12 protein-coding genes are annotated in these 12,880 nt (G+C 64.8%); 8 read left to right on the plus strand and 4 right to left on the minus strand.

The annotated features are described in order from the left end of the window. Nucleotides 1-7 precede the first annotated feature (7 nt). From OHQ90_RS38475 to OHQ90_RS38495, 5 genes are all read left to right on the plus strand, one after another. The gene (locus OHQ90_RS38475; protein ID WP_328406200.1) at nucleotides 8-1,093 is read left to right on the plus strand and encodes an S-(hydroxymethyl)mycothiol dehydrogenase; all 1,086 of its coding nucleotides are present in this window, start codon (nucleotides 8-10) and stop codon (nucleotides 1,091-1,093) included. Between the two features lie 141 nt (nucleotides 1,094-1,234). Beyond that, nucleotides 1,235-1,861 (plus strand): MBL fold metallo-hydrolase, encoded by a 627-nt coding sequence (locus tag OHQ90_RS38480; RefSeq protein ID WP_328406202.1) that lies wholly within the window; start codon nucleotides 1,235-1,237, stop codon nucleotides 1,859-1,861. A gap of 180 nt (nucleotides 1,862-2,041) precedes the next feature. Further along, nucleotides 2,042-2,755 carry a M24 family metallopeptidase gene (locus OHQ90_RS38485; RefSeq protein ID WP_328406204.1) on the plus strand — a complete coding sequence of 238 codons (714 nt, stop codon included), beginning with the start codon at nucleotides 2,042-2,044 and terminating at the stop codon, nucleotides 2,753-2,755. A gap of 107 nt (nucleotides 2,756-2,862) precedes the next feature. Further along, nucleotides 2,863-3,072: a TOBE domain-containing protein gene (locus tag OHQ90_RS38490; RefSeq protein WP_328406206.1), complete on the plus strand. Its 210-nt coding sequence runs from the start codon at nucleotides 2,863-2,865 to the stop codon at nucleotides 3,070-3,072. Nucleotides 3,073-3,479: 407 nt separating this feature from the next. Next, nucleotides 3,480-4,433: a hypothetical protein gene (locus tag OHQ90_RS38495; RefSeq protein ID WP_328406208.1), complete on the plus strand. Its 954-nt coding sequence runs from the start codon at nucleotides 3,480-3,482 to the stop codon at nucleotides 4,431-4,433. Between the two features lie 302 nt (nucleotides 4,434-4,735). On the opposite strand, the gene hutG is transcribed toward OHQ90_RS38495, so the two are convergent. The 4 genes from hutG to OHQ90_RS38515 are packed head-to-tail and all read right to left on the minus strand — an operon-like array spanning nucleotide 4,736 to nucleotide 10,072. After that, nucleotides 4,736-5,731 carry a formimidoylglutamase gene (hutG, locus tag OHQ90_RS38500; RefSeq protein ID WP_442941275.1) on the minus strand — a complete coding sequence of 332 codons (996 nt, stop codon included), beginning with the start codon at nucleotides 5,729-5,731 and terminating at the stop codon, nucleotides 4,736-4,738. Next, complete coding sequence (hutI, locus tag OHQ90_RS38505; protein ID WP_328413420.1) at nucleotides 5,728-6,909, minus strand: imidazolonepropionase; 1,182 nt, start codon at nucleotides 6,907-6,909, stop codon at nucleotides 5,728-5,730. Before hutI ends, hutG begins: the two co-directional genes overlap by 4 nt. 29 nt (nucleotides 6,910-6,938) lie before the next feature. Next, a complete protein-coding gene (hutU, locus tag OHQ90_RS38510; RefSeq protein WP_328406210.1) occupies nucleotides 6,939-8,639 on the minus strand; it encodes a urocanate hydratase in 1,701 nt (566 codons plus the stop codon). After that, nucleotides 8,636-10,072 (minus strand): purine-cytosine permease family protein, encoded by a 1,437-nt coding sequence (locus OHQ90_RS38515; protein ID WP_328406211.1) that lies wholly within the window; start codon nucleotides 10,070-10,072, stop codon nucleotides 8,636-8,638. The genes hutU and OHQ90_RS38515 overlap by 4 nt, the downstream gene beginning before the upstream one ends. 203 nt (nucleotides 10,073-10,275) lie before the next feature. Here OHQ90_RS38515 and hutC point away from each other — a divergent pair, with 203 nt between their 5' ends. The 3 genes from hutC (at nucleotide 10,276) to OHQ90_RS38530 (ending at nucleotide 12,818) form a co-directional block, all read left to right on the plus strand. Then, nucleotides 10,276-11,025, plus strand: a complete 750-nt coding sequence (hutC, locus tag OHQ90_RS38520) for a histidine utilization repressor (protein WP_442941276.1) — start codon at nucleotides 10,276-10,278, stop codon at nucleotides 11,023-11,025. A 431-nt stretch (nucleotides 11,026-11,456) separates the two neighbouring features. Continuing rightward, on the plus strand, nucleotides 11,457-11,975 hold the full coding sequence (locus tag OHQ90_RS38525; RefSeq protein WP_328406212.1) for a type VII secretion system-associated protein: 519 nt from the start codon (nucleotides 11,457-11,459) through the stop codon (nucleotides 11,973-11,975). Nucleotides 11,976-12,200: 225 nt separating this feature from the next. Then, on the plus strand, nucleotides 12,201-12,818 hold the full coding sequence (locus OHQ90_RS38530; protein WP_328406213.1) for a hypothetical protein: 618 nt from the start codon (nucleotides 12,201-12,203) through the stop codon (nucleotides 12,816-12,818). Nucleotides 12,819-12,880: the final 62 nt, after the last annotated feature.

Below are 12,880 nucleotides of genomic sequence, written 5' to 3' on the forward strand. Positions count from 1 at the left end.
GGTTTTCGTGTCCGAAACCGTGCGTGGCGTCATCGCCCGTAGCAAAGGTGCGCCGGTCGAAATCGTCGATGTCGTGATCCCCGATCCGGGGCCGCACGACGTCATCGTGCGTATCCAGTCCTGTGGGGTGTGCCACACCGACCTGCACTACCGCGAAGGCGGCATCAACGACGAATACCCGTTCCTGCTCGGACACGAGGCCGCGGGCATCGTCGAAACCATCGGCGACGCCGTCACCCACGTGGCCGCAGGCGATTTCGTCATCCTCAACTGGCGTGCGGTCTGCGGCGAGTGCCGCGCGTGCAAGCGCGGTCGCCCCTGGTATTGCTTCGCCAGCCACAATGCGAGCAAGAAGATGACCCTCGCCGACGGCACCGAACTCTCCCCTGCCCTGGGCATCGGCGCTTTCGCCGACAAGACCCTCGTCCACGAAGGCCAGTGCACCAAGGTCGATCCCGACGCCGATCCTGCCGTCGCCGGCCTGCTCGGCTGTGGCGTGATGGCGGGCATCGGTGCCGCCATGAACACCGGCAATGTCTCGCGCGGTGACACCGTCGCGGTCATCGGCTGCGGTGGCGTCGGCGATGCCGCGATCGCCGGTGCTCGGCTTGCGGGCGCGAAGACGATCATCGCGATCGACCGTGATCCGCGAAAGCTCGCGTGGGCCACCGACTTCGGCGCCACCCACGCGATCAACGCAAGCACCGACGACGTGGTGGCCAAGATTCAGGAACTCACCGAGGGCTTCGGCGCGGATGTCGTCATCGACGCGGTCGGCAGGCCCGAAACCTGGAAGCAGGCCTTCTACGGCCGCGACCTGGCGGGCACGGTGGTGCTGGTCGGCGTCCCGACTCCCGATATGACCCTCGACATGCCGCTGATCGATCTGTTCTCCCGCGGCGGTGCATTGAAGTCCTCCTGGTACGGCGACTGTCTGCCCGAACGCGATTTCCCGGTACTCATCGACCTCTACCACCAGGGCAGGCTTCCGCTGGAGCGATTCGTCACCGAACGCATCGCGCTCGACGAGGTGGAGAAGGCCTTCGATGCGATGCACGCCGGTGTGGTGCTGCGCTCGGTGGTCGTCCTGTGAGCGAGCGAATCGTGAGGCAGCGCGCATCGCGCATGCCGGAACCGAGCGTCAGCGAGGTGGCGGCATGAGCGAGCGCAGCGAGCGAATCGTGAGGCAGCGCGCATCGCGCATGCCGGAACCGAGCGTCAGCGAGGTGGCGGCATGAGCGTCCGCATCGATCGGGTGGTCACCTCGGGCACCTTCGCGTTGGACGGCGGCACCTGGGACGTCGACAACAATGTCTGGCTGATCGGCAACGACGACGAGGTCCTCGTCATCGACGCCGCGCACAATGCCGACGCCATCATCGACGCGGTCGGGGACCGCAACGTTGTCGCGGTGCTGTGCACGCACGGCCACAACGACCACGTCACCGTCGCACCTGAACTGAGCAAACGGCTCGACGCCCCGGTCCTGCTGCACCCCGGCGACGACCCGCTCTGGCGCATGACCCACCCGGACGTGAACTACCGTTCGCTGGCCGACCTGCCCCGAATCACCGTGGCAGGCACCGACATCGACATCTTGCACACACCAGGCCACTCCCCCGGCTCGGTATCGCTGCATCTACCCGAGGCCGCCGCCCTCTTCACCGGCGACACCCTGTTCTCCGGCGGCCCCGGCGCCACCGGCCGATCGTTTTCCGACTTCGACACCATCATCGATTCGATCCGCAACCGCCTCCTGACCCTCCCCGAAGAAACCGTCGTCCATACCGGGCACGGCGACACCACCACCATCGGCGCCGAAAAACCCGCCCTCGCCGACTGGATCGCCAGAGGCCACTGACAAGGTCCCGGCAAGTGGCACATGGCTGCGGCAAACGCAGAGAACATCCCGCAGCCATGTGCCACTCGGCGAGGACAGCCTGATCCCGCTCGAGTACTACGGCGGGTGCCACAATCATCCATCCCACCCTTCCCAGGGCAGCAGACCTCGTTCTGTGCGTGCTGATCTAGGGTCGAAAGCATGGAAACACTGGACCTCGACGAGTCGGAGCGCGTCGCGGCACTGTTGGACGCCGAGGCCAAAGCGACGGCCCTGTTCGACGAGGTCGTCGCTCGCAGCATCATCTCCCCCGGCGCCACCGAGTCCGAAGTCAGCGACGCCGTGCGTGACCTGGCCAACGAGATGTTCGGCACGCGCAGGTTCTGGCACAAACGCATTGTGCGATCGGGAATCAACACTCTCGAGCCCTATGCCTCGAAACCGCCGAATCTCGTCATCGAGTCCGATGACATCTGCTTCCTGGACTTCGGGCCGATCTTCGCCGAGTGGGAAGCCGACTTCGGCCGCACCTTTGTCCTCGGCGACGATCCCGCCAAGCTGGCGCTGCGTGACGCATTGGAGCCACTGTGGCAGCAGGGACGTGACTACTTCGACGCCACCCCCGACATCACCGGCGAGCAGCTCTACGCCTGGGTTGTCGATCGTGCTACCGAGCAGGGCTGGGAATTCTCGGCCCCGATCGCAGGCCATCTCGTCGGGGAGTTCCCGCACAAGCAGATCTCCGGCACCGACATCACCACCTACGTCGCCCCCGACTCCACCGCCCCGATGCGACGCCTCGACCCCACCGGCCGCGCATGCCACTGGATTTTGGAAATCCACCTCATCGACCGCGAACGCAATATCGGCGGTTTCTTCGAGCAGCTATTGGACGTGCGCCCGCTCGATCAGTAAACACTCGGCGCGTTGGACATCCGCCCGCTCGATCGAAGGTCGGGCGGCTGATCGACACCGGCTGGAGTTCCCGCTCAGCCGCCAGTGCGCTGCGTATGCTCACCTCCATGCGACTGAGCACGCGTAACCAGCTCGATGGAACCGTCCTCTCGGTCACCCGAGGCGAAGCGATGGCCGTCGTGCGGATCCAGCTGACCGGCGGAGACGAGATCACCTCCTCGATCACCAGGGATGCCGTCGACGACCTCGGACTCGCCGAAGGCAAACCGGTCAAGGTTCTCATCAAGTCGACCGAAGTCTCGCTGGGCATCGAGTAGAGCAGGGCGAGGCTTCCCGCCGAAGCGATGCGGCCTTGGCGGTAATTGCCCGTTGGTTCTGGTCACGAATCCGGGCAGCATCTGATAACACCACCCGTTGCAGACGTGGTGCTCGTGGTCGCCGACGTCGACACCGGTCCGACACCTGGGACGACGGCCGCTGTGGCTCCGAGCGCGAACAGCGCTGATCTGGGCCAACTTTGGTGACTGCACCCGATAGAGGTGACGCTCACCGGTCCGTGGGACACCACACTGCATCCAGCGAGTGGTGTCGAGATCGGCTGTCTTCATCGGCTCTCCCGTCTGGATATAACAAGTAGTCGGTTAACCGTGCCGAACGCACCCGGGCTGAGGGATCATGAGCATTCGGAGCGGCCGGAGGCTCTCCCGTGCGCAAGGAGGTAGCCGTGAACGCACTGGTTATCGTCCTGGTATGCCTCGGCTACCTCGTCATCATCATGATCACCAACCGCGGCTTGATAGCCGGACCGCGCAAACGCTTACTGCTGACTCAGGTGGATCTGGCGCGCGAGCGCGCAACGATCATCGGGGCGCGATCCAGCCGCGATGAGGTGACCGAAGTCGCGCGCGCGACGATCGAGGCGGCCCTCGACAAACTGAGTGGCCCGACAACGGCGCAGCGGCGATCGCCCGTCGGCTGGACGCGTAAGCGGCTCGCGTGGCTCTTCGATGCGCCGCTCACCCAACTCGCGGCCGATCTGCAACATTTGAATGCGGTGAACCGGCGGTTCGTGCTACTCGTCCCGGAACCCGACCTCATGACCTACGGCGCACAGATCATCGCCCGGTTGCAGGTACTCGACGACAAGGAAGCGGGGCGATTAGGGCGACAATTACACGAGGCCGCAACGCCGAACAGCAAGCGGATCGTCATCGAGCGCGCCCATGAGCTCGTGCACGAGCGCGAAGACGCCGGCCTCGTCACCGAATTCGACCATCAACGCGTATCGCTCTGGCTCGCGCTCGTCGGCCTCGACGGTGTCATCTCGATCGGGATAGTTCTCGGACACGAGGTGACGATGTTGATTGGTGCGCTCGGCGGGTTCCTGGCCCCCACGGTCAGCTCGCTCACCAACCGAAATACGCCGTCCTCGTGGGGAGTTCGGGTGCTGAGCCCGGTCGGCGGCGCGCTGACCGCAGTGGGCGGTCTACTGCTGGTCGCCCTGTTGTCCGATCCACGGGTCAATCTGCTCGGCTCGATCTTCCGTGACGTGTGGGATAAGCCGACTACGGCGATCGCCCTCGCGCTCGCATTGCTCTTCGGTTTCTCGGGCAGGCTCTTCTCCAGCATGGCGATTCGCGCGTCATCGCAGCTGGGTGCCAAGTCCGACGACGGCTAGCTCGAGTTCAGCAATCCCACTGTCCTCCAGACCATCCGGTCGCCGGGCTCGCCCTCATGCTGCGGTAATCCCGATCGAATGTGGTCGCCACGACCCCTCGTTCGTGACGTCCTTACTCGTACCCGCTCGATCCGGTGGCTCTCCCTTTCGTCGAGCACCTCGTCGATTGGTGTCGACCTGACGCGGCGTCGACTCGCATGTCGTCGATAGCTGGTATTGCAGGCCGATCGACCGATCACCCAGCTACGCGTCGTGGCAGCTCCCCGTAACGAGGCCCGGAGTCGGCGGCGCCGATCTGCTTCTCATGGCAGCTGTTGTAGCCGCACATGTCTGGTGACTATGCGGTGGATCAGCCGGGCGGCCGTGCGCGCCGTGCGATTGTCGATGTCGAATTCCGGGTTGAGCTCGGCCACGTCGCACACCGCGAGCTTGCCGCTTGCGGTCAGCAGGTCGGCGACGAATTGGATCGTCTCCAGCGGCACGCCGAAAGCGGCCGGGGCGCTCACACCGGGCGCTACTGCGGCCGGCAGCACATCGAGGTCGATCGTGAGGTAGACGAGATCGACTCTGCCGAGGAAGTCCTGCACGAAATCCTGTACGGCGGTGAGGTTTCCGGTACCGCATTCATCATCGAACAGGTAGCGGACGCCGAGGCGGTCGGCGGTGTCGAACAGCGCCGCCGTATTACTCGGCTGACTGATGCCGACCACCGCATATTCGACGGAGGTGCCCGCCGCGCTCGCCGCATCGAAGATCTGCCGGAACGGCGTGCCCGAGCTGGGGATCTCATCGGATCGAAGGTCGAAATGGGCATCGAGATTGAGGATTCCGATGCGCGGGTGCACCGTCAGCAGCGCCGAATCGGCCAAACCTCGATAGGTGCCCAAGGCCACCTCGTGGCCGCCGCCGAGCACCACAGGGAAGTGCCCGGCGTCGAGGGTGGCGCGCACCATCGAACCCAGTTCCCGCTGGCCCGCGTCCAAGTCGTCGTCGACCGGCACGGTGCCCGCATCGAAGGCACGAATCGGGGTGGCGAGCGCCATCGACGCCAGCGCCTGCCGCAGCGCACGTGGTCCCCCGGCAGCACCACGGCGACCCTTGTTCCGGTGCACTCCCTCATCGCTGGCGAAGCCGATGAATACGCAGGAGGCCAGCTTGGACTGCGCCGCATACGGTTCCACCACGTGATGCCAGCGCAGATGCTCCACACCACTGCCGTCGTCACGCCCGGTCCACGGCTCGAAAGCAGTCGCCACCGGAATGGGTAGCACCATGGTCTCCTTATCGGTAATGCTCATCGATCAGCGGTATAGCCCGAAACACCGGCCCGCCAAACCTGTTGGATCAGTGGCACTCCCGGCCGATAGGCAAGGTGCAGATAGGACGGTGCGGCCAAGGCGATCGCATCCGCCAGCGCACCCGGCCGCAAAACGCCGATGTCGTCGCGCCGCAGCGCCCGTGCCCCGCCCGCCGTCGCGGCCCACACCGCTTCCTCGGGTGTCATGTGCATGTCCCGCACCGCGATGGCGATGCAGAACGGCAGGCTGGTGGTGTACGAAGTGCCCGGATTGCAGTCGGCTCCGAGCGCGACGGTCACTCCGGCGTCGATGAGCGCCCGGGCATCCGGGTACTTGTTGCGGGTCGAAAAGTCCGCGCCGGGAAGCAGAGTCGCCACCGTCGAACTCTGGGCCAGCGCGTCGATGTCCGCTGCGGTGACATAGGTGACGTGATCGACGGACGCGGCGCCCACCTCCACCGCGAGCGCGACGCCGGGGCCGGTCTGCAATTGGTTGCCGTGCACACGCGGCACGAGCCCCTTCGCCATACCCGCCGTGAGCACCTCGTAGGCCTGATCGCGATCGAATGCGCCCCGCTCACAGAACACATCGATCCACTTGGCGTGCGGCGCACACACATCGATCATCTCGTCGCAGACCATGCGCACGTAGTCATCGGCGCGGCCCGCGTACTCCGGGGGTGGCACATGCGCGGCGAGCAGGGTGACTTCGTCGGTGAACTCGGCCGCGATCTTGGCGCTGCGCAGTTCGCTCTCCACCGACTGCCCGTAGCCCGTCTTGATTTCGACGGTCGTGCTACCCCCACGCAGCGATTCGTTCATCAACCGACGAGTGTTGGCGCGCAACTCGTCGTCGGTGGCGGCCCTGGTCGCCGCGATCGTGTTGCGGATGCCGCCCGCCGCGTAGGGAGTTCCCGACATCCGCGCCCCGAACTCCTCGGCGCGATCACCGGCGAAGACCAGGTGCGAATGGCTCTCGACAAAGCCCGGCAACACGGCGCGGCCACCGAGATCGTGTCCGTGGTCGGCGCTCGGCGCAGCGCTGGACCGACCCACCCACGCGACGACGCCCTCGTCGAAAACGATGGCGGCATCACGGATTATGCCGAGCCGACCGGCACCGAGGTCGGGATCGTTCGTGACGAGGGTGCCGATGCCGGTGAGGACTGTGGATCCCATGGCGCTGAGCACATCGGAGCGCATGGCGCTCATGCCTCGGCCATCGGCACGCGCACGCCGCGCTCCCTGGCGACATTGTTGGCATGCTCATAGCCCGCGTCGGCATGCCGGATCACGCCCATACCAGGATCATTGGTGAGGACCCTTGTCAGCTTTTCGGCGGCGAGGTGGGTGCCGTCCGCGATGCACACCTGTCCGGCGTGGATCGAACGCCCCATGCCGACGCCACCGCCGTGGTGGATCGACACCCAGGACGCACCGGACGCGGTGTTCACCAGGGCATTCAGCAACGGCCAGTCCGCGATCGCGTCGGAACCGTCTGCCATCGACTCGGTTTCGCGATACGGCGAGGCCACCGACCCCGAATCCAGGTGGTCACGCCCGATGGCGATCGGCGCGGACAGCTCACCGGAGGCCACCATCTCGTTGAACTTCAGCCCGGCGAGGTGGCGTTCGCCGTATCCGAGCCAGCAGATACGAGCGGGCAGACCCTCGAAAGCAACCTTCTCCCCTGCCATTTCGATCCAACGGCGCAGGTGCTCGTTGTCCGGGAACAGTTCCACGATCGCTTTGTCGGTGGCGGCGATGTCCTTCGGATCGCCCGACAGCGCCGCCCATCGGAACGGGCCGAGCCCCTCCTCGAACAGTGGACGGATGTAGGCGGGCACGAAGCCGGGGAAGTCGAAAGCCCGGTCGTATCCGGCCTTTCGGGCTTCGTCACGGATCGAATTGCCGTAGTCGAAGACCTCTGCGCCGCGATCGAGGAAGCCGACCATCGCCCGCACCTGGGCGGCCATCGCCGCGCGGGCGTCGTCGGTGAACTTGGCCGGATCCTTCTCCGCCATCGCCTTCATATCGGCGATGTCCATGCCGATCGGCAGGTACGCCAGCGGGTCGTGCGCCGAGGTCTGATCGGTCACGATATCGATGGGCGCCGCCATGGCAAGCAGCTGCGGAAACACCTCCGCCGCATTGCCTTCGAGGCCGATGGACAGCGGTCGCTTCGCATCACGCGCCGCGACGGCCAGGCGCAACGCGTCCTCGAGGTCGACGGCCTTGGTGTCGAGATACTTGTGAGCGATCCTGCGGTCGATGCGGGTCACATCGCAATCGATGCAGATCGCGACGCCACCGTTCATCGTGACGGCGAGCGGCTGCGCGCCGCCCATGCCACCGAGTCCCGCGGTCAAGGTGATCGTGCCCGCCAGCGTGCCGTCGCTGTTCGGCACACGACCCGATGCCGCCAGCTTCCGTGCGACGGCGCCGAAGGTTTCGTAGGTGCCCTGCAAGATGCCCTGAGTGCCGATGTAGATCCAGGAGCCTGCGGTCATCTGCCCGTACATGGTCAGGCCGAGTTCCTCGAGGCGGCGGAATTCTTCCCAGTTCGCCCAGTCGCCAACCAGATTCGAGTTCGCGATGAGCACCCGAGGCGCCCATTCGTTGGTGCGGAACACACCGACCGGCTTGCCCGACTGCACCAGCATGGTCTCGTCCGACTTCAAGGTCTTCAGCGTGCGGACCATCGCGTCGAAGGCCTCCCACGTCCGCGCGGCCTTGCCGGTGCCGCCGTAGACGACCAGCTCGTCCGGGTGCTCGGCCACGTCGGGATCCAGGTTGTTCATCAGCATGCGCAGCGCGCCCTCTTGCTGCCAGCCGAGCGTAGTGAGTTCGCTGCCGCGCGGTGCGGACACGCGGCGCGCGCCGGAGGTAGCCGGGGGGTGTGCGGTCATCGGGTGCTCCTTGTGGTCGCTGGATCGGCGGGATAGATCATCGAGGCGGGCGGATTGCTGGTGCGCCGCGCGAGCGGGTAGTACAGGGCGGCGGTGACGACGATGCCGACGATCCAGGAAATGTCCGCGCCGCCGAGCTGTTCGGTAATCGGTCCGGTGTAGAGCTTCTGGGCGAGGAACGGGATCTGGGCCAGCACGCCGATCACGTAGCACGCGAGGGCGGTGCCGTTCCAGCGGCCGTAGCGCGCGTCGGGATCGTAGAGCGCGGGGATGTCCACCTTCTCTTTCGAGATCAGGTAGTAGTCGGTGAGGTTGATGGCGCTCCACGGCGTGAAGACCATGAGCAGCACCAGCACGAAGTTCTTGAAGTTGTTGAGGAAGTCGGCGCTGGCACCGACCGCGACGACTACCGACACCGCGGTGAAGCCCACGATGTACGCGGTGCGGGCGGCACTGGAAATCTTGGTCTGGCCGTTGAACGCGGTCACCGTGGTCAGGATCGACATGAAGCCGCCGTAGGCATTGAGGCAGTTGACGGTCAGCTTGCCGACCAGCACCACCAGGTAGATCAGCGTGGCGACGACGGCGGGCCCGGCGAGTTTGCCGACGAATCCCACCTGGTCGCCGAGGAACGCCTTGCCTGCGACCGCCGCGACCAGTGCGCCGAAGGTCATCGCCCACTGCGATCCGATGACGCTGCCCGCGAAGGTCGACCAGAACGTCGCGCGGGCGCTGGTGGTGCGCGGCAGGTAGCGGGAGTAATCCGCCACGTAGGGACCGAAGGTCAGCTGCCAGCCCGCGCCGAGGGAGATCGCGAGCAGGAAGGTGGCGATGTCGAAGCCCTTGACGCCCACCACGGCCGATACGTCGTATTCGGTGAACAACCGGATCGCCAGGTAGGTGAATCCGATGATGCCCATGACCGTGGCGATGCGTCCGACGACGTGGATGAGCTTGTATCCCGTCACCGCCACGAATGCGGTGAGTGCGCCGAAAATGACGATGCCGACAGTCGGGCTATCGATGTGCAGGATCTTGTTGACCGCCTGGCCGGCGAGCACGCTGCCGGTGGCGGCGAAACCGAGATACATCAGCACCACCAGCAGCAGCGGAAGCACCGCACCGAACACGCCGAACTGTGCGCGGCTGGAAATCATCTGCGGGAGTCCGAGCCTCGGGCCCTGTGCGGAATGCAGCGCCATCACCGCGCCGCCGAGGACATTGCCGATCAGCAGGCCGAGGATCGCCCAGATCGCATCCGCACCGAACACGACGGCCAACGCACCGTCGACGATCGCGGTGATCTGCATGTTGGCGCCGAACCAGAGGGTGAACTGGCTGAACGGGGAGCCATGCCGTTCGTCGTCGGGGATGACGTCGATGGTGCGACGCTCCGGCGCGAGGACGACTTCGGATGGTTCGTCGATAGTCATAGGCCTGATCTCTCTTCCCGCGAGTCCGGCTGGTGCGACGTGATGCGGCTGCGCCACCCTCTCGTACACACTGTGCGCTGGCTCACGTTTTCCCGTGAACAGGATGTATAGTCCTGTATAGACAACCTCATGTCAAGCGCTGTCGGACAAGCGCCGACCACATGGGATGATCAGCGTGCAGTCAACGGATAGGGGTTCGAATCGTGGCGATCGTCGACGCAGAGCTTGCTGCGTTGTACAACGACGCGGGAACCGAATCGGCTCCCGCCTACGAGCGCGTGAAGAATCTCGTTGTCGCACAGATTAATTCGGGCCACTGGTCCGAAGGCGACCAGCTGCCCTCGGAGAACCAGCTCGTCGCCGCACTCGGCCTGTCACGCATGACCATCAACCGCGCACTGCGCGAACTCACCGCCGACGGACTCATCGTGCGCATGATGGGCGTCGGCACCTTCGTCGCCCCACCGAAGACCGCCTCCCCCCTCTTCGAGGTGAAGAACATCGCCGACGAGATCCAACGGCGCGGCCACCGCCACCGCACCGAGGTGATCTATGTGCGCGAGGAACACGCCGACACCGCCAACCCGGTGATCCAGGATCTGATGCGCGGCAAGGTCTTCCACTCACTGATGGTGCATTTCGAAGACGACACACCGATTCAGGTCGAAGACAGATACGTCAATCCGAGCGAAGCCCCCGGCTACCTCGACCAGGACTTCACCCGGAAAACCCCGAACAACTATCTGAGCGAAGTCGCGCCGCTGGAACGCGGGGAGCACATCGTCGAAGCAATACTCGGCAATGCGGACGAATGCCGCCTACTTCGAATCAAACGGTCCGAACCTTGCCTATTGATTCGTCGGCGAACTTGGTCGGCGCGGGGATTGGTCAGCGCGGCGCGGCTGGTCCACCCGGGATCACGAAACCGCTTGGAAGGCACCTTCACTGGTTAATGAGCCGCAAGTAGCGCGGCATCGAACCACCGGATAACCGCGGCCAGGACCTGCTTGCCGGAGACATATCTCCTGCCACGCGCGAGCGCGAACAGCGGGAGGACAAGGACACCGCTCCGAGCCCGGCAACACCGACAAGGCCCCCGCTGACACTCCGCGCCAACCCCCTACCCACGCACCGGGCACGCATTCCTGAATGGCGGTACGCACACCTTGATGTATGCCAATACGGGGTGCATACCGTCGAAAAGGAGTGCGTACCACTGCGGTGTCATTCTTCGACGACAGGGCCGCAAGCTCGTCCAGAAAAGAAGAAAGCTGGGTCGTGCTGAACATTGCGTCTGCGTGGTGGTCGCTCCGGTAGCGATTCTTCCCGACCATGGGAATTCAGCTTTATTACCGGTGGCGCTGCCCATTAGATGATTGGCGATGTGACCCCTCCGATACAGCACAACTCAGAGGAGGAGGACTGGCTGGTTGTGCTCGATCCTGGGTGGACGGCGACCGATACCGAGCCCGAGCCTCCGGTGACCGCTCTGGTCGGCGGGTGGCGGGTCCACGAGGACGGCACCGCTGGGCCGTTCGAACCGAATCCGCAGTACATGCCATTGGATGGTGCGACGCCGAGCGACCCGATCGATGCCATCCTCCGGAGGATCGTGGCAGGGGAACCGCTGGCCGAGGAACTGCTGACCACGATCCAGAACTCGATCATCGAAGTCGCCTGTCACACGATCGATCAGCCGGCGGTGACAGACGCGCCGGACGGTAGACCCTGCATCGTGGTGGCTACCGCCACACTGCAGAAGACCGGCATCCAAGTCGCCGGATGGCAGGCACTCGTCGGCGCGAACCTCGGAGACATCACTCCGGCGGGTGTCGACATCTTGATCAACCCGGTCGGGTCCGCCCCATTCCGACTGCACGCCAACCGAATTCGCAAGCAGTAAATGACTTCAGTTGAACTACGGGTAGTAACTGCGACTCTGAAGCGGGCAACGCAGGCTATTTCCGAGGAAGCTCACCTTACCTACTCGGAGACGAGTCGGAATCTAAACCGCGTCGCGGAACACACACTCTCCGGGGACGCCAGTGGCCGTCGCGCGATCAACGGCGCCACCCAGATGACCGGGACCGGCTCACGAGACCGGCCCCGAACGTTTCGACTCGACGATGTGGTCAGCATTCCGCTGCTGGATCACAACGGTTCGATCGTCGGCGTCGGGTTCCCTTCCGCGCCGGGCGACAGATTCAACATGACCGCCCGTACGAGCGCGTTGACTCAGCATGGCGACTCCCAATTCATTCATGTGACAAGGAATCCCGACGGGACGGAGAACTGGGACCGTGCCCCCAGGCATAAATCACCCTGGACGCGCGGCACCCGGTCACCGCGCGCGATCTACGCCATTGCCCATGCGAATCCAAACGAATTCTTCCTGACGGTCAGAACGGGGTTGGTCCCTCGCCGAGTAGCCGTGGACGGCACCACCTACGGTCAAATCGTCTCCGCGAGTCAGTATTTCAGGCATTCCGTTTCGGTGAACCCGCGTAGTCCGATCCTACTGTTGTCGTGTAATTCCGGAGCCGGCCCCGCGGCACGGCTTGCCGCGGACGTGCTCCACAGCGACGGCGGCGTCCTGACCGATATTCACGCCCCCAAGGGGGTCGTCTTGATGCAGGCGAAGTATTCGAAAGAGCCCTTGGTCGTTGCCACCACGGGCATGGATGTCGTCGAATCGCCATGGGTGACATACGTTCGCGATAGGCCGTCGACCAAAACGGAGGAGTGACCGTGGGATCGCACACTGTCCCTCGAGCGCATCGTGGACGGGCTTATCCGCAGACCGCAGAT

Origin of the sequence: Nocardia sp. NBC_00403 (assembly GCF_036046055.1) — a bacterium.
GTDB lineage: Bacteria > Actinomycetota > Actinomycetes > Mycobacteriales > Mycobacteriaceae > Nocardia.